This is a genomic window from Paenibacillus sp. KS1 (assembly GCF_001680695.1).
GTDB classification, from domain to species: domain Bacteria; phylum Bacillota; class Bacilli; order Paenibacillales; family Paenibacillaceae; genus Paenibacillus_B; species Paenibacillus_B suaedae.
The window spans coordinates 46,166-63,774 of record NZ_MAIS01000034.1 but is presented as its reverse complement, the minus strand read 5'-3'; the positions used below and the strand labels follow the sequence as shown (position 1 = coordinate 63,774).

Annotated in this window: 15 protein-coding genes; 3 read left to right on the top strand and 12 right to left on the bottom strand. The window is 46.5% G+C overall.

Features of this window, described 5'->3' with window-relative positions; genetic code table 11:
- Positions 1-582: 582 nt before the first annotated feature.
- The 5 genes from BBG47_RS13480 to BBG47_RS13460 all read right to left on the bottom strand — a co-directional run bounded on the left by BBG47_RS13480 (position 583) and on the right by BBG47_RS13460 (position 6,993).
- Positions 583-1,500, bottom strand: coding sequence for a PadR family transcriptional regulator (locus BBG47_RS13480; protein WP_065292129.1), 918 nt, complete (start codon positions 1,498-1,500; stop codon positions 583-585).
- Positions 1,501-1,682: 182 nt separating this feature from the next.
- Positions 1,683-2,417 (bottom strand): response regulator transcription factor, encoded by a 735-nt coding sequence (locus BBG47_RS13475; protein ID WP_021252150.1) that lies wholly within the window; start codon positions 2,415-2,417, stop codon positions 1,683-1,685.
- Between the two features lie 149 nt (positions 2,418-2,566).
- Positions 2,567-4,387 carry a two-component system histidine kinase PnpS gene (pnpS, locus tag BBG47_RS13470; protein ID WP_065292128.1) on the bottom strand — a complete coding sequence of 607 codons (1,821 nt, stop codon included), beginning with the start codon at positions 4,385-4,387 and terminating at the stop codon, positions 2,567-2,569.
- Positions 4,388-4,447: 60 nt separating this feature from the next.
- Positions 4,448-5,443 carry a bile acid:sodium symporter family protein gene (locus BBG47_RS13465; RefSeq protein ID WP_065292127.1) on the bottom strand — a complete coding sequence of 332 codons (996 nt, stop codon included), beginning with the start codon at positions 5,441-5,443 and terminating at the stop codon, positions 4,448-4,450.
- Complete coding sequence (locus tag BBG47_RS13460) at positions 5,443-6,993, bottom strand: fumarate hydratase (RefSeq protein ID WP_065292136.1); 1,551 nt, start codon at positions 6,991-6,993, stop codon at positions 5,443-5,445. Before BBG47_RS13460 ends, BBG47_RS13465 begins: the two co-directional genes overlap by 1 nt.
- Positions 6,994-7,234: 241 nt before the next feature.
- Here BBG47_RS13460 and yfbR point away from each other — a divergent pair, with 241 nt between their 5' ends.
- Both yfbR and ytvI (BBG47_RS13450) read left to right on the top strand, forming a co-directional pair.
- Positions 7,235-7,864 (top strand): 5'-deoxynucleotidase, encoded by a 630-nt coding sequence (yfbR, locus tag BBG47_RS13455; RefSeq protein ID WP_065292126.1) that lies wholly within the window; start codon positions 7,235-7,237, stop codon positions 7,862-7,864.
- A gap of 108 nt (positions 7,865-7,972) precedes the next feature.
- Positions 7,973-9,121 (top strand): sporulation integral membrane protein YtvI, encoded by a 1,149-nt coding sequence (gene ytvI, locus BBG47_RS13450; protein WP_065292125.1) that lies wholly within the window; start codon positions 7,973-7,975, stop codon positions 9,119-9,121.
- Positions 9,122-9,226: 105 nt separating this feature from the next.
- Here ytvI (BBG47_RS13450) and BBG47_RS13445 read toward each other — a convergent pair whose 3' ends face one another.
- The 4 genes from BBG47_RS13445 to BBG47_RS13430 form a co-directional block, all read right to left on the bottom strand.
- A complete protein-coding gene (locus BBG47_RS13445; RefSeq protein ID WP_021258995.1) occupies positions 9,227-9,670 on the bottom strand; it encodes a hypothetical protein in 444 nt (147 codons plus the stop codon).
- A 158-nt stretch (positions 9,671-9,828) separates the two neighbouring features.
- Positions 9,829-10,779, bottom strand: coding sequence for a malate dehydrogenase (mdh, locus tag BBG47_RS13440; protein ID WP_065292124.1), 951 nt, complete (start codon positions 10,777-10,779; stop codon positions 9,829-9,831).
- 14 nt (positions 10,780-10,793) lie between these two features.
- A complete protein-coding gene (icd, locus tag BBG47_RS13435) occupies positions 10,794-12,092 on the bottom strand; it encodes an NADP-dependent isocitrate dehydrogenase (RefSeq protein ID WP_065292123.1) in 1,299 nt (432 codons plus the stop codon).
- Positions 12,093-12,225: 133 nt separating this feature from the next.
- Entirely contained in the window at positions 12,226-13,338 is a 1,113-nt protein-coding gene (locus tag BBG47_RS13430; protein WP_065292122.1) for a citrate/2-methylcitrate synthase, read from the bottom strand.
- 349 nt (positions 13,339-13,687) lie between these two features.
- Here BBG47_RS13430 and ytvI (BBG47_RS13425) point away from each other — a divergent pair, with 349 nt between their 5' ends.
- A complete protein-coding gene (ytvI, locus tag BBG47_RS13425) occupies positions 13,688-14,803 on the top strand; it encodes a sporulation integral membrane protein YtvI (protein ID WP_065292121.1) in 1,116 nt (371 codons plus the stop codon).
- Between the two features lie 78 nt (positions 14,804-14,881).
- On the opposite strand, the gene BBG47_RS13420 is transcribed toward ytvI (BBG47_RS13425), so the two are convergent.
- The 3 genes from BBG47_RS13420 to pyk all read right to left on the bottom strand — a co-directional run bounded on the left by BBG47_RS13420 (position 14,882) and on the right by pyk (position 17,480).
- A complete protein-coding gene (locus tag BBG47_RS13420) occupies positions 14,882-15,274 on the bottom strand; it encodes an FxsA family protein (protein WP_036590083.1) in 393 nt (130 codons plus the stop codon).
- A 152-nt stretch (positions 15,275-15,426) separates the two neighbouring features.
- Positions 15,427-15,927: an acyl-CoA thioesterase gene (locus BBG47_RS13415; protein WP_065292120.1), complete on the bottom strand. Its 501-nt coding sequence runs from the start codon at positions 15,925-15,927 to the stop codon at positions 15,427-15,429.
- 122 nt (positions 15,928-16,049) lie between these two features.
- Positions 16,050-17,480 carry a pyruvate kinase gene (gene pyk / locus BBG47_RS13410; RefSeq protein ID WP_021252163.1) on the bottom strand — a complete coding sequence of 477 codons (1,431 nt, stop codon included), beginning with the start codon at positions 17,478-17,480 and terminating at the stop codon, positions 16,050-16,052.
- Between the last annotated feature and the right edge of the window lie 129 nt (positions 17,481-17,609).

Sequence of the window (17,609 nt, the reverse complement as noted above, 5' to 3'; positions counted from 1 at the left end):
TCTTTATAGGATTGTATATAATAATATCCTAATTTTCCTGAATATACTATTTTATTAATTTTAGGAAACATAATTGTGGTTGGCCGTCAACTCTTTAAGTGACAAACTTCACTTGAAACGAAGAAGTTTTTTGGAGAAATCCCCCCAATCACTGCAGGTTCAATAAATAAAAAAATAGCTGTTGAGACCTTCTCAACAGCCTGTTTATTAATAAAAATGAGTTTCATACAATGTTTGATGTCATGCAAATTATGAGGAAGACAATCGGAATCTGCGTCTCTTCGCATGTCGAAGTAAAATATCTGCTGCCACGGCTCATCAATTTCAACCTATATTTTTCCCTAAATGAATCTTCTCACCTGCACTTTGACTTCGTTCAATATAAAAAAGCTGTCTCCTATGTAGTGATCCACTACAAGAAAACAGCCTTCGTACCCCCTGCTCTTGAGGCGCAGCTTCATCATACCGTACGATATCAGTTATCGTATACAGCAAGGCCTCGTCAAAATTGCGACTTACATACCCGCCATTCTGGGAAATACATATTCGTATCTCCTACATTCCCTAACTGTCGATTAACCGTTACTGAATAAGCCAGCTCTCCGCATCTGCTCGCGTTTCGAAAACCCCGAAATGATTGCTGCGATTGGATTCTCCCACCATTTCTTTAAAGCGGCCTCTATTTAACGACGGATCGGGAATGATGACAGCCGTCTTCACATGGTAGTTCGTAAACTTTTGAATCATTCTTCCCGCTACGCCCGTTCTAAGGCTGAAGAACTCCCCCGCAAGAGCTGCCCCGTGTACCAGAAGCAGCTCAACATCATGTTCCTTGCACAAGGCAATCAAATCCACAGCATCCTGCTCCGTACTTAGCGGCGTGTCGTTTGTAAGCAATTCGATATATGGCTTCGTTTCGCTTTCGACGAGTTTATAGTTCATAGTCATTCTCTCCTTCATTTGTTTTCTTCCCTTAAGCTCCATGCGAATTCCCTGCACCCATTTCAGTTCATTGAGGTAGCTGGACAGTAGATTCTCAGAAATTTTATTCCACAAAAAGGCTTCCCGCTCATTTCGATTCGGCTCTTGGAGTCCACGATTCATTTTTTCTTGCTGATAGACGAGCTGCATGTTGATCCTGTCCTCATACCGATCCAGCAGATCATCTAATTCCTCGTCGTCTAGTTGGTCTGCCCATGCCAATTGGATAAGGAATGTATTCTTAAGCTCGGGAAGTTCAGGTTCCTCAAGCACCCATTCTTTTAATCGGAGCATTCCCTCATCTGTAATGCTGTAAATTTTTTTGGATGGAGAACTTTCCTGATGCTTGATTTCGTTAGTGACTAGGCCATCATCCAATAGCTGAACAAGCGACTTATAGATTTGATTGTTATTGCCGGACCAATACATCGCTGATGAGTCCTCAAAAATCTTCTTCAATTCATATCCGGAAGCCGGCTTCCAGCTCAGAAGCCCCAGAATGGCATATTTGATCGACATCGAAAAACACCTCATTAGGTTACTTATAACATAGGTTAATAATAATCTATATTATTGATAATGTAAATACTGGATGGTTGATTAGATCAACAAAAGAAAAATAGGGCTGCCCCATAATCACATCGGATGTGACGGGACAGCCCTACTATATTAAAAATTCCATATTCTAATTTTCATGCAACCTAAGATGGAAGCACACCCTGCTTCTTATGAACGACAAGCTTGTAGCCCACGCCACGAATCGAATCAATCTGCACTGATTGTTGATTCATCTCCAGCTTCTTGCGAAGAGAGCTGACATGCACATCTACTGTCCGCTGTCCGCCAATATAGTCAAACCCCCATACGGCGTTCATCAGGTCGTCTCTTGTTACTACGGTTCCAGGGCGCTGTACTAAATATAATAATACTTCAAATTCCTTAGGCCGCAGTGGAATGAGATCATTATGAAGCGTAACCTCATACTTCTCTGGATAAATCCGCAGATCGCCAAGTGCAATCATCTTGTCATCAGACTCTTCGGACAATGTCAATCCGGTTCCGTCACTCGATGTCCGTCTTAGCACCGCTCCCACTCTTGCCAACAGCTCTGCAACACCGAAAGGCTTCGTAATATAGTCATCAGCACCACACTTCAGACCTTGTACGACCTCTTCCTCCGCATTTCGAGCAGTTAGAACAATCACTGGGGTACGAATCCCTGCCTGTCTTACTCGCGACAATATTTCGAAACCGTTCATTCCCGGAAGCATAATATCTAGAACGATAAGATCAAATTTGCGATGGAGCGCCATCTGCAAGCCCTGAGTCCCATGATCGACAACCGTTGTCTCATACCCTTCCAAAGTCAGGTTGTAGGACAGCAGTCGCGCCAGTGTAGGTTCATCTTCAACTACCAATACTTTAATCTCTGACATAATCTTCCTCCGAAAGTCGAATCGATTATACGTAATCGTCTTTCTTCATCGTTTCTCAACATTATCGTAACATATATCATGTGATGTTGACCAAGCATTTTTTGAAAATGTTGAAAATTAATGAAAGGCAGCCGATCTCATCGCGTGGCCTACTTTACACTATTCGATAGCATCTGAATATCTTGCACGACTGGCAACTCGATCGTGAACGTCGTACCCACCCCAAGTTCACTGTCTACGCGAATTAATCCATGATGAGCATCAACGAGATGCTTCACGATGGACAAGCCTAGGCCAGTTCCTCCGGAACTGCGAGACCGTGCCTTATCAACACGATAGAACCGTTCAAATATGCGCGGCAAATCCTTCTTCGGAATACCGATGCCAGTATCGGATATAGTCAGACGAATCCACTCTGCTTCCCCGTTCTCGCTATGTTCAATCGGCATTGCTACAATTTTTACGTGACCGCCTTCTGGCGTGTAATTAATCGCATTCGACAAGAGATTCAGTACAATTTGACGGAAGCGATCCTCGTCAGCCTCTACATACATATCTTGTTCTGTACTCAGAAGAACATCTATTCGCTTCTTGTCAGCTTCCTTCTGGAGCATCTCCACCGTCTTCTCCAAGAACAGATCGACCTGAACCGGGGAATATTGCAGCGGCACCCGCTTCGACTCTATCTTAGACAGCTCCAATATATCGCCGATTAGGCGATTCAACCGCTCACTTTCATCATGGATGATCTGCAGGAACGACGTTGCTATCTCTGGGTCATTCATCGCGCCATTCATTAAGGTCTCCGCGAATCCCTTCACCGCAGCAATCGGTGTCTTCAATTCATGGGACACATTGGCCACGAATTCACTTCTCATTCGTTCAAGACGCCGAATTGTAGATACATCCTGCATGACAAGCAGTACACCTGCCCATTCATTGTCTGTGAAGTAAACGGGTACTACACTCACATCAAGCAGACGTTCTTCTGGATAATACAGTGTAATTTCATCATGACTCGCTACTTTGCGTTCCAGCACCTCTGCAGTCATTTGCTGCATCTCATGTGGCGCTCGAACATCCTCGAAGGTACGTCCGATCCACTCGGTGCTCTTAATGCCCAATATATGCTCCGCCTTGCGATTCAACAGACCAACTTGGCCGTGGGCATCAATCATAACAATGCCATTAATCATATGTTCAAGCACTGCCTGAAGGCGGCTTTCCTTCTCGCGAATTTCCGACATTTGAACCTGCAGACTATCAGCCATCGCATTAATCGCAGAGCCCAGCTGCCCGATCTCATCTTTCCCGACAGATTGAGTTCGTGCCCGATAGTCCATCTGCGCGATACGCATCGCGACGCGGGTCATATTCTCAATTGGCCGTGTCATGTTGTACGCTATTCGATAGCTGACAATAGCTGCGACAAGGAACAATAAAGCGAGCCCAATCGACAGATAAGCCCACAACTCTCGTACACTGCTCTCTACATCTGCCAGACTCATCGCTAAGCGTACGTAGCCATCGAAGTCTGGAGTATGAACAGGACTAGCAACATACAGCATATTTTGCCGAAGGGTATCGCTATAGCGAATTTTGGAGCCTAGTCCATCCTTCTTCGCAGCAGCGATCTCCTCTCTGTTCAAGTGATTATCCAACTCAGCTACTGGACGGTCAGAATCTCCGACAACGGTTCCATCTTTCAGTATGAACGTAACCCTTGCATCAGCACTATCATGAAGCTTGCGAGCCCAGTCTGTGTAGTAGCTGACAAGCTCTTCGAAGCGGTTTCCCTGCTTCCAGACCAAGGTCTGTTCGATGAGCATAATTTCCCGGGACATATTTTGCTCAAGCTGCCGAATATGACTCGTCTTGAATGTAGATGCCATATAAATGCCCGCTGTTAGCACTGAAATACCGATAAGCAAGACAAACACAAAGGTCAACCTTGTGCGAAAACGTGACATGGTTCTACTCCTTCTCTCTGCTTCAATTCATTGTTGTTACTGTCTACGTATTAATCCTACTTATCCCTTTTCCGTTTGACCAGCAGAAAGTTTATTAATCTTTTGTAAAATTGCGTGATACACGGTGGCAGCTGGCTGCTGAATTAATATGGCGAGTACAACAGCAACGGCTGTTTCCGGCCCGAAGTACCTCATCGCTAGCACTAGACCAAGAGAGATATTGCGCATCCCTGAAGCGAAGCCTAATGTCCCCTGCATCGCAGTGCCGCTGCGCTTGAACATAAAGCTCAATCCCCAGCCTAGTGCATAACAGACGGCAACGAGCAGCAGCACGACGAAGAACAGCCCTATTGCCTCACTCCCCCATGCCCGCACATAGGGGCCAATCGCTGCTGCATTCAAGAGTACAACACCAACAAATGCAGCCTTCGATGCAGGCAGAAGCACGGGCGCAGCAGATGCCTTAGCCTTGCCTCCTGACCATTCATATATGCAAATGCCTGCTGCGGTCGGAACTACAATAATCCACAGCAAATCAAGCAGCATCGCCCATACATCGAATGCAATGGTAGCCCCGAACATCGCAGACAGCGATGCGGGAACAACGATGGGGCTAAGCAGTGAGTCCATGACCACTAGTGCCAGCATCAGAGGGACAGATTCTCTCGCCATCTCCACCCACAGCACAGAAGATATCCCTAACGGGATAATCGTGAACAGAACGAGCCCGGCCGTATAAGATGATCCTGCACCGAACAGAAGCGTGCCTATCCCATAGGCTGCGATCGGTGAGATGATATGCGTCAGAATGAATACGGCCGCGAATAGAACCGGCTGCCGAAAGGCTCCCATCACATCACGGCGTCCACAACCTAGCCCCATAACGAAAGTAACAAGTCCGAACATCCACGGAACGTAGGGCACGAACGGAAGCAACGGCTCACTACAAAGAACCCCCAGCACCAAGCAGCTGGGGATAAGCAAGTACATATACCGTTCGAACCAATCGTTCACGATCAGACCGACATTACGATCGAACTTTATTTTTCGATTCATTAGAATACCGGAGCCTTGAACTGAGACAGCTTCTCAAGCGAACTCCGATCCACATCTGCATGCAAGCTGTTCCCATGGGAATCCATCGTAACAATTGCAGCAAATCCTTCTACGTCCAAATGCCACATCGCTTCTGGAATACCAAATTCCATATAGTCAACGCCATTTACACGCTTGATGCACTCTGCATAATATTGCGCAGCACCGCCAATTGCATTCAAGTACACCCCGCCATGCTCCTGCAAGGCAGCCAGAGTCTTCGCTCCCATCCCGCCTTTGCCGATAACAGCACGGATGCCGAATTTCTTCATAATATCACCTTGGTAAGGCTCTTCGCGAATACTCGTCGTCGGACCAGCAGCCTTGACATGCCAGCCTTCCTCATCCTTCAGCATGACAGGACCGCAGTGGTAGATAACAGCCCCATTCAAATCAACCGGAGCATCATGATCCATCAAGTACTTATGAAGGGCGTCACGGCCAGTGTGCATCTCTCCATTTATAATGACAACATCGCCCACACGCAAGGAACGAATCGCTTCCTCCGTAATTGGAGTTGTCAGCACAACTTGACGACTCCCTCCTTGCTCAGAGGCAGCTGCGACTTGTCCAGAGTTCTCTGATTTCTGTGAAGCTGCCATAGCAACCTCTGTTCCGCGCTCGTATATCCATTCGCGGATAGCTCCCGAATCGCTGTCGATAATCACGCCCTGGCGACGGAATGCCCAGCAGTTGTACGCAACAGATACGAAGAAGCTTGCTGGGAGACGGTTCATCACGCCAATTTTACATCCGAGCAGGGTGACCTCACCGCCGAAGCCCATCGTTCCAATCCCGAGTTCATTAGCTTTCTCCATAATATACTGCTCCAGCTGTGCCAAATCAGAATGGGGATTCACATCATCTGCCTTGCGGAACAGTTGATGCTTCGCAAGCTCGTATCCAGTCGTTCGGTCGCCACCGATACCAACACCGATGAAGCCTGCACTGCAGCCCTGCCCTTGAGCCTGATAGACAGCATGCAGGATACACTTGCGAATGCCGTCCAGATCACGGCCTGCCTTGCCGAGCCCTTCCAATTCCGCAGGGAGGCTGTATTGAATGTTCTTATTCTCGCATCCGCCACCCTTGAGAATCAGCTTCACTTCAATATCTTCACGTTCCCATTGCTCGAAGTGGATGACCGGCGTGCCCGGTCCTAAGTTATCTCCGCTGTTCGCTCCTGTTAGGGAATCAACAGAATTCGTACGAAGCTTGCCCTCTTTCGTTGCACGGCTAATCGCTTCGCGAATGTCTTTCTTCATTTGGATTTGATTCGCTCCAATGGGTGTATGTACAATAAAGGTTGGCATGCCTGTGTCCTGACAGATCGGCGACACATTTTTCTCAGCCATGGTGATGTTCCGAGCAATTGTGCTCAAGGACAAGCCGGAACGCGTTGCAGCATCCTCTTGTGCCTGTGCCTCTTGAATCGCGCGCCTTACATCCCCTGGCAAATTTGTAGACGTTTCTACAATTAAATCGTACACACTCTGCAAAAATGATGTCATCATGAACTTGCTCCTCTCATCTCTAATCATCCCGGGAAATGAGTGTTCTTGATGCAGATCTCGGAAGCAACGGGAAGTAGTCTTTGTTACAATTTCGTCAAATGAGTTCCAATGCTATTATAATATCACAAGGCGTGCACCTAATCGAAGCATTTTCCACGCCTATATCCTGCGACAATCCGCAGTCAACTGATTGCTGCAATTGTAGAGCGTCTAGATATCCCCTGAAAGGAAGGAACCTATGAGTACAACTGAGAATTCAACAACCAAACCCCATCATTTTCTCGCCTATATGTACCGGCTCAAGCATATCGAACGCTGGAGTCTCATGCGAAATACAGACAAAGAGAATGTTGCGGAGCATACCTTCCATGTTGCTATGACTACCCATATGCTGTGCACGATTGCTAATGAGGTGTTCCATAAGCAAATAGACACCGGGCAAGCTGTAGCATTGGCCTTATTTCATGATGCTACCGAAGTATTTACAGGCGACATTCCTACTCCTGTCAAGCACCACAACAGCCGACTGCTGAACAATTTCCGTGAAATTGAACAGTTGGCCGCCGAACGCTTAGTCGGCATGATTCCTCCCGAACTGCAAAGCATCTACACGCCCCTCATAGATCCGCAAGGAGATCATGAGTTGCGGAGTTATGTGAAGGCAGCCGATCTACTGGATGCCTACGTTAAATGCATCAGTGAGCTAGCTGCAGGCAATCGCGAGTTCGAAGTCGCCAAGCGCCAGACGGAACAGAAGCTGAAGCAGCTGAATATGCCAGAGGTACAATATTTCCTGACTACGCTCGCTCCGAGCTTCAACATGACTTTGGATGAAATATCTCTATCGGATGAAGAAGAGCATACCTAAGAGCTGATGTCATAGACACATATGTGAAGTCGAGTATGAATTCATGTGTTTGTTACAATAATGGAAATACCAACACCACAGATTGATTTCATAGAAAGGAAGTCATGAATGCCTATTTTTAATCCTACTCTCGTTCACCGCATCTTCCGAGCAACATGGGTGCTACTGATCATTGCTGCGTTTACAGCGGTATTCTATTTCGGTTTTTCGATCATTTGCCCGTTTCTGATTGCCTGGCTGCTTGCATACATGATGAATCCAATCGTTCGTTTTTTGGAGAAGCGTTGGAAGTTCCGCCGTGGATTTGCCGTGATGACGGCCCTACTGCTTTTCGCAGCCATCATCGCAGGAATTCTGTACCTATTCACGACGAAGATCATTTCCGAATCATGGCATATTATGGGGATCGTACAGAATCAGATTGTGGAATGGAGAATACAGGCTGAAGCCTATTTCTATTCTGCGGAGTTCCAGCATTTTCTCACCGACATGAATGATACATTCAATTTTGCAGATTTGAAATCATCGCTGTCAAAATACACAGGAACGATTGCTAGCGGAGGCACGTTAATTGTCGCCTACTTGTTTCATTTCTTGAAAGCTACCGTCTTATTCTTGCCTAAGCTTGCGGTTATCACAGTCATTGTCTTGGTAGCTACATTCTTAATCAGCAAACAGTGGAATACGATTTCATCCAAGGGCAACACACTCATTCCTAAACGGGTACGCCGCTCTCTTGGCGTCGTGACAAGTGATTTGCAGAACGCCGTGTTCGGATATATTAAAGGCCATATTATTCTCTCCAGTATTACCGCATTTGTCTTCTTTCTTGGCTTGCTTGTACTCGGAGTAGAATATGCATTCACCATCGCCCTTATTGGCGGCATTGTAGACCTGATCCCATTAGTCGGCATCCCTGCTATCGTTGTGCCATGGGCTGTATTCACCTATGTTGAAGGAAATGTATTTTTAGGAACAGGACTGCTCATTATGTGGCCTATCATTCTCGTTACTCGGCACGCCTTTGAACCGAAAGTATACGGGGACAGCATTGGACTGAATTCGCTTCTGCTTCTCATTTTTCTTTATGGTGGTTTGAAGCTGTTTGGCGTACCCGGCATCATTATTGGTATCCTCGCCCTCGTCGTGCTTACTGCGTTGCAGAAAGCTCATGTGTTCCGGGATGTATGGCGCTATATTATGACCGGCTCCTTTTTCAGTAAAGAAGACGATCAGGCTGTATCACTCATTGACTAAGGTTGGATAAGTACGCGTAAACGATTTTAGACCATTCATCAGGTGATTCAATCAAAAAAACAAAAAAATCGCCCGGCTAGACGTAAGTCTGACCGGGCGATTCTATTATCCTGCCGTTACCGTAATGAACTTATAGCTATAAACCATCAGAAGCACAATGACGATGAATAATACGAAGATAAGCGTACTGAAAGTGCGAACCTTGCCTGTAGCTGCTGCATCCGCTTTACCGCTTTTTGCGGACTGCGCTGCAAGCTTAATTTGCTTGCCCATGATGCCGCTAAATGCAGCAATCGCCAGGAAGACAACCGTTGTCAATACCATCCAGAGCACACTATACTTCGCTTGGCTCATGAGATAACCGCCTGTAATGAACTGAACGATTAAGAAATACTGTCCCAGACGATTCGCCGTTCCCACGCCCACGAGCAGCCCCTCTTGTCCTGCTGTAGACAGCTTGTTTAATTTCCCTACGATAAATGGAACAATGGCATAGAACCCCATTGCTACTGCACCTAAAATGTGCAAAAGACTAAAGGCACTGTACATGAAATACATTCCCTCCATAGACATGATATGGTTCAATCTTCGTTCCATTATACTAAAATTTACTTACTAACACAAAGAAAGACACCGAAATATTCGATGTCTTTCTTGATATTTCTATGATATTTGTCACAATGTTCATAAATAATGGAATTATTGCATTATACACGTTCTCCAGCGACCACTTGAATAACGTTGCGGACAGATTCGGCCGACTTATCCAGTGCAGCCTTCTCTTCTGGCGTCAGTTCGATCTCGATCACTTTCTCTATACCATCTCCACCGAGTACAGCCAGTACGCCCATAAATAAAGCGTCATAACCGTATTCCCCTTCGAGGTATGCGATGACCGGGAGAATCCGTTTTTTATCTTTCAAAATGGCTTCCGCCATTTGCACGATGGAAGCAGCTGGTGCGTAGTAAGCACTTCCGTTGCCAAGCAAATTGACAATCTCACCGCCGCCTACACGTGTACGCTGTACAATTTCTGCAATGCGTTCTTGTGGAATGAGGCTCTCAATCGGTACTCCACCTGCGCTCGTATAACGAACGAGCGGTACCATATCATCCCCATGACCTCCAAGCACGACGCCGCGCACATCTTCTACGGATACGTTCAACTCTTCTGCAATGAATGTACAGTAGCGAGCGGTATCCAGAACGCCGGATTGGCCGATTACGCGATTTTTAGGGAATCCAAGTGCTTCAAAAGCAGCAAATGTCATTGCATCTACTGGATTACTCAAAATAATCACGTAGGCATTCGGGCAATAAGCTTTCACATTCTCACATACCGACTTCACAATGCTCGCGTTCGTAGTCACCAAATCATCACGGCTCATACCAGGCTTGCGAGCTATCCCTGCTGTAATGATGACGATATCGGAATCTTGCGTGTCTGCATAGTTCGATGTTCCTGTAATTCGGCTGTCAAAGCCTTGAACCGGGCCAGCCTCCAACATATCAAGCGCCTTGCCCTTCGTCGGATTCTCCAACTGAGGAATATCTACTAATACAACATCTCCAAGTTCTTTCTGAGCCAACATAAGAGCAGTTGTCGCTCCAGTGAAACCAGCACCAACGACTGTGATCTTGTTGCGTCGAATAGCCATTCGGATTCGACCTCCTAGTTCAAATGATTGATGATGTGGTCAGCAAACTCCGAGCATTTTACTTCTGTCGCGTTGTCCATCAGACGCGCAAAATCATAAGTGACAGTCTTGCTGTTGATGGCGTTTGCCATGCCTTTATAGATGAGGTCTGCAGCTTCCTGCCAGCCGAGATGCTCAAGCATCATAACACCAGACAGAATAACAGAACCTGGGTTTACTACGTCTTTATCCGCATATTTCGGAGCAGTACCGTGCGTTGCTTCGAAGATCGCATGTCCTGTCACATAGTTGATGTTCGCTCCAGGTGCGATGCCGATGCCGCCAACTTGAGCAGCCAATGCATCAGACAAGTAGTCGCCGTTCAAGTTCAATGTCGCGATGACATCGAATTCCTTCGGACGAGTCAATACTTGCTGCAATGCGATATCTGCAATTGCATCCTTAATGATGACCTTGCCAGCCGCTTCAGCTTCTGCTTGCGCCTTGTTAGCCGCTTCCGTGCCTTCAGCCTCTTTGATGCGGTCATATTGTCCCCATGTGAATGTGTGCTCTGCGAATTCTTGCTCCGCCACTTCATAGCCCCAGTTCTTGAACGCACCCTCGGTGAACTTCATAATGTTCCCCTTGTGTACGATCGTCACGCTCTTGCGGTTATGCTTGATCGCATATTCGATCGCAGCACGGACAAGACGCTTGGAGCCATCGGAGGATACAGGCTTAATGCCGATACCTGATGTCTCAGGGAAGCGGATCTTCTTCACTCCCATTTCTTCTTGGAGGAATTGAATCACTTTCTTCACGTCTTCCGATCCGGAAGCATACTCGATGCCAGCGTAGATGTCTTCCGTATTCTCACGGAAAATAACCATATCAACCAGCTCAGGATGCTTAACAGGAGAAGGAACACCATCGAAATAACGTACTGGACGCAAGCACACGTACAGATCAAGCTCTTGGCGAAGTGCAACGTTCAGAGAGCGAATGCCGCCGCCGATTGGCGTCGTCAATGGACCTTTAATCGCTACAATATACTCACGAATGGCTTCCAGCGTATCATTCGGCAGCCATTCACCGTATTCATTGAATGCCTTCTCGCCAGCGAATACTTCATACCATGCAAGTTTGCGTTCGCCGTTGTATGCCTTCTCAACAGCTGCATCCAATACACGCTTGGCTGCGCGCCAAATATCACGACCTGTGCCATCCCCTTCAATGAACGGGATAATTGGATGAACAGGAACTTGAAGCTTGCCATCCTCAATCTTAATTTTCTCGCCTTCGGTTGGTGGTGCAAATTTGTCCAATTGAATCACAGATGTTCCTCCTTCAATTTCATTGTCACACAAACAGCTAACGGGAGCTACTCTTCTATTGTAGCAACCCGTCAATTTGTAAGACAACCTATGTTTTCAAAAACTTCTACATTTATCTCAATTGAGTTGATAATTACCGTTCTTGAATCGGGATAAATAACTGACTGGATGGGCCTGTATACTCTGCACGCGGGCGAATGATACGGTTATTGTCCAACTGCTCCAAAATGTGCGCTGTCCAGCCGGATACGCGGCTGATTGCAAAGATTGGCGTAAACAAATCTCTCGGAATGCCCAGCATGGTATAGACAGATGCTGAATAGAAGTCAACGTTCGGCTTAAGTCCCTTCTGTCCAGTAACAAGAGACTCAATGCGTGTCGACATATCATACAGCTTCATATCTTGACACGCTTCTCCAAGCTCACAGGACATCTTCTGCAGATGCTTCGCCCGAGGATCTCCGTTCTTATATACACGGTGCCCGAAGCCCATAATCTTCTCCTTGTTGTCAAGCTTGGACTGAATATAATCATCAACACGATCAAGGTCAGCAATCTCCTCCAGCATCACCATAACCGCTTCATTGGCTCCCCCATGCAGCGGCCCCTTCAGCGCGCCGATTGCCGATACAACACCGGAGTACATATCCGACAAGGTGGCAACCGTAACCCGGGCAGCGAATGTAGAGGCGTTCAGTTCATGATCCGCATGAAGGACAAGCGCCTTGTCCATAGCCGATACAGCGCTATCGGAAGGCTCTTCGCCAGTTAACATATATAGGAAATTATAAGCGATGGAATGACCCGGTTTCGGAGAAATCGGCTCCTTCCCTGCACGAACGCGTGCAAAAGCCGCGACCACAGTTGGTAGCTGTGCTTGCAGCGCAATGGCTTTATGTACATTAGCGTCATGCCCCGTGTCATTCGCTTGTTCATCATATAAAGCCAATGCAGAAATCGCAGTACGGAGAACAGCCATCGTATTCGCGTCTGACGGATACAATTTCATTTGTTCAACAACGGCTGAAGGAATTGCAGCGCTCTTCTCCAGACGAGTGCGTAACTCCGAAAGTTCCTCTTGATTTGGCAGCTTGCCGAACCACAATAAATGAACAACTTCTTCGAATGTCGAATGATCGGCCAAATCGTCGATATTATAACCGCGGTATGTTAGCACACCATCGATGATTGAGCTAATAGAAGAAGTCGTTGCAACTATGCCTTCCAAACCTTTCGTTGCTGTCATCTGCCCTCTCTCCTTTGCATATGTAACCTAATACCATCCCATCTTTCTTTTCCCTGTGTTATCTCGATGTGTTTCGAAGTATTCCGCCCCGGAAAAAAAGGCAAGTTTTCCTATTAAGATGATAATGGATAATGTCGGAAATGTGAACGGTTTCAGTTGAAAAATATGGATAGAAATGCTTTATCAGAGGTATAAACGTTTTTTAAACTCCTTGAAATCATTGAGGATAAAAAGAAAAAATCAAGGAAATTGGGTATGGCGCATAGCATATAGAGAGGGTCGTCCTCCCAGATCGGACGTGCTGGGAAACCGAGGATTTACAGTAGGATTCATGGAGGTGATTGAGATCATGGAGCAGCACATCATCAAGCGTATTCTTCGCGGAGGGTGGGTATTGACCGTTGGTATACTTATACTCTTATCCTGCTATCTATTAGTCCCCCTGCTCTATCCGTTTCTCATTGCCTGGCTGATCGCTCTAATGCTCAATCCCGTTGTTGAGTGGATGTCAGAACAGTTCCGTATGCCGCGCTGGCTAAGTGTTACGATATGCTTGACCCTGTTCATTACGTCGATGCTAACGGTTGCGGCAGCGGTAGTTACGCGTGTGGTGAGAGAGGTTTATAATCTTTCCAATTCTATGGATCATTTTCTCCGTCTATGGAGGGAATTCTTTATTCAGCTGTTCGAAAATGATAAGGTTCGCACATTTCTTGAAACGCTTGGCTCCTTATACAAAGATAATCCAAATCTTCAAGGCTCGATCAACAGTAACTTATCGAGCACTGCAGAAAAGATAACGACAGTGATCACCAACTTCATCACCTCTTTTCTGGATGCGATCGTCCGTCTCTTGTCCAGCCTTCCAAATGTGGCATCCATTTCAATCATCATTCTCTTATCCGCCTTCTTCATAAGCAAGGACTGGTCGCGTTGGATGGGCATCCCTGCACGTGCCATGCCTGCCTCCATTAATCAATCCATGCGTACGATCTGGGGCGATCTGAAGCAGGCCCTATTCGGTTACTTGCGAGCCCAGTTATTTCTGATTTCCATTACGATGTTCATCATTACAACAGGACTCATTGTTCTGCGCGTGGATTATGCAATCACCATAGGCCTTCTCGTCGGCATTATCGATTTGCTGCCGTACCTTGGTGTCGGTGCTGTCATGATTCCATGGATTGTATACTGCTTAGCCGTTGACCAAGGTTCGCTTGGCATTGGCTTACTTATCGTATATGCCATCGTCCTGCTCACGAGGCAGATTATGGAGCCGAAGGTACTGGCGTCAACAGTCGGTCTTGATCCGCTCCTCATGCTAATTGCCATGTTCGTCGGCATGCAGTTGTTCGGCTTCCTCGGACTTATTGTCGGTCCCGTCTCCCTCGTTCTGCTGTCTGCCATGAAGCGAGCAAATGTCTTTCTGGATTTACAGACGTATATTATCAGCGGCAGAAAATAAAAAACGCACTGTTCAAATGTACACAAAAACGCCCGCCACATGGTTCTTCACCATACAGCGGGCGTGTATATTTCAAGATTAGAAACGGCGGAAATAAATAAAATTTCCGTCCTTCATCTTTTTCTCCAACCACTTAAGCAGATAGTGCCGATAGATCGGTCTAGTCAGCGGAAATACAAGTGTGAAGCCAATAATATCCGTAAAGAATCCCGGTGTAAGCAGTAAGATTCCTCCTGCAAGAATACATAGGCCTTCTACCGCAGAACGTCCTGGAATTTGCCCTGCCTGCATCTGCTTCTGAGCTTCTGCCAACACTTGATTCCCTTCGTAGCGCGCAATTACTGCTCCGATAACCCCGGTAAGCAATATCAACAGGAACGTATTCCAGCCCCCTACCCAGTTGCTCATCAGTACGAAACCGTACACTTCCAGTGCAGGAATTAATGTCAGAGTAATGAGTACCCATACCATCGGATTCAAGAACCATTCCCTCCCTTGCATAATGACTTATGCATTGCATCTTGCATTACAATCATGCAACTCTCATGGATGACATTCTAAGTAGAATCATTCCCATCCATCTCTTGAAATGGAGAAATCAACATCCTTCATATGAAGATGAATTAAGAGGTCGGGCGCATTCGCTCCAGCAATGACCATACATCTTCCGCTTCCCGCTCAAGACGAATAGGCCGCCAATCCGTATTCAGCCAAGCAAGAGTAGTTGTTCCTTCCACGAGCAGCTTGCCGGATGGCTTAGAGACCCAGCCTGCTTCAGGCAGGCCTGTGTCTGTACCGCCCTCTATCCTGCATACTTGTGACTCAAATGTCAACCGGAGAGGCGACAGCTGCATCAAGCGCGTATATACCATCACTCGATCATCATAGTATGCGGGACGCTTGAACTTCACCTGCAAATCAACCACAGGGAGCAGCAGCCCTCTTGCCTCAAGATCCCGATAGTTCATGCCGAGAGCTCGAATCCATTCCGTTCTTCCGACTTCGAACCACGTCACATAGTTGCCATGGAATACGACATTCATTCGATCTGTCTCTTGATAGCGAACACGGAGCGGATAACCAAACCATACCGATTGATCTTCTTCCCTAATGTCATGATACATCTTCACTCCTCCTCCATTGTAGCGCATTCGAGGGTACGTTCACAAATACAGCAAGAGCAATGGTTCAACCATTGCTCTTGTCTGGTATTGCTTCTATATTCAATTGGATAGGCTCATTCTTACTAGCAACGGCCTTGTCCGATTTGGCTTACTTTAACAAGGTTTGTAGAACCTGCACAGCTTGTAGGAACACCAGCTGTGATTACAACCAAGTCGCCTTCTGCAACGATGCCTGTCTTCACGCCGCCTGCAACAGCAACGTCAAACATTTCGTCTGTAGAAGTAGCTTGATCGACTTTAACTGGAGTAACACCCCAAGTCAAGGACAAACCACGCATCACTTGCTCAGAAGGAGTCACAGCGATGATTGGAGCTTTCGGACGGTATTTGGAAACCATACGCGCTGTGTAGCCTGTTTGTGTAGAGCTGATGATTGCTTTTGCATCCAGATCAAGAGCTGTGTTAGCAACTGCTTGGCTGATTGCATCAGTAACTGTAGCTTGCTGTCTCGAGCTTTGTTTTACCAAGATTTCACGGTATTCAAGCGCAGATTCAGCTTTTTCAGCGATACGGGACATTGTCAATACGGATTCAACTGGGTATTTACCAGCAGCTGTTTCACCGGACAACATGATTGCATCCGTACCGTCGAAGATTGCGTTTGCCACGTCACTTGCTTCCGCACGTGTAGGACGTGGGTTGCGTTGCATGGAATCAAGCATTTGTGTAGCTGTGATAACTGGCTTGCCAGCCAAGTTGCACTTCTCGATCATACGCTTCTGAACGAGTGGAACTTCTTCAGCTGGAATCTCAACGCCAAGGTCACCACGAGCAACCATCAAGCCGTCAGACGCTTCCAGGATTGCATCCAGGTTGTCTACGCCTTCTTGGTTTTCGATTTTGGAAATGATTTGGATATGAGTTGCATTGTGCTTCTCAAGCAATTCACGAATTTCCAAAACGTCTTGCTCTTTACGAACGAACGAAGCAGCGATGAAATCAACACCTTGCTCGATACCGAAGCGGATGTCGTTCGCATCTTTTTCTGTAATACCTGGCAAGGAAATTTTCACACCAGGAACGTTAACGCCTTTTTTGCTCTTGATTGTGCCGCCGTTAACGATTTTACATTTGATTTCTGTACCTTGAATCTCAACAACCGTCAAACCAACGAGGCCGTCATCGATCAAGATTGTGGAACCGACTTCAACGTCACGAGGCAAGTTCTCGTAAGTTACGGAGATGCGGTCTTTATCGCCAAGGATCTCTTCTGTTGTCAATGTGATGAACTCGTCTTCAACGAGGTCAACGGAGTCAACAGCAAGCTTACCTGTACGAATTTCAGGGCCTTTCGTATCAAGGAGAATTGCAACCGTTTTGTTCAACTCTTGGGATGCTTGACGAATGTTTTTGATTCGGTTGCCATGCTCTTCAAAATCACCATGTGAAAAATTGAGACGAGCAACGTTCATGCCAGCCATAATCAATTTTTTAGTGTTCTCTAAAGATTCGCTGGAAGGACCGATAGTACAGACGATTTTTGTTTTACGCATATGGGCTTCCTCCAATTATGTGTGTCTCTCTGTATCTCTATATTGTATTGCTAAAAACAAGGCTCTCAACTATCTAATTTACTATACTCAATAAAATTTGTATATGAAGATAATCATATTTATAAGTTT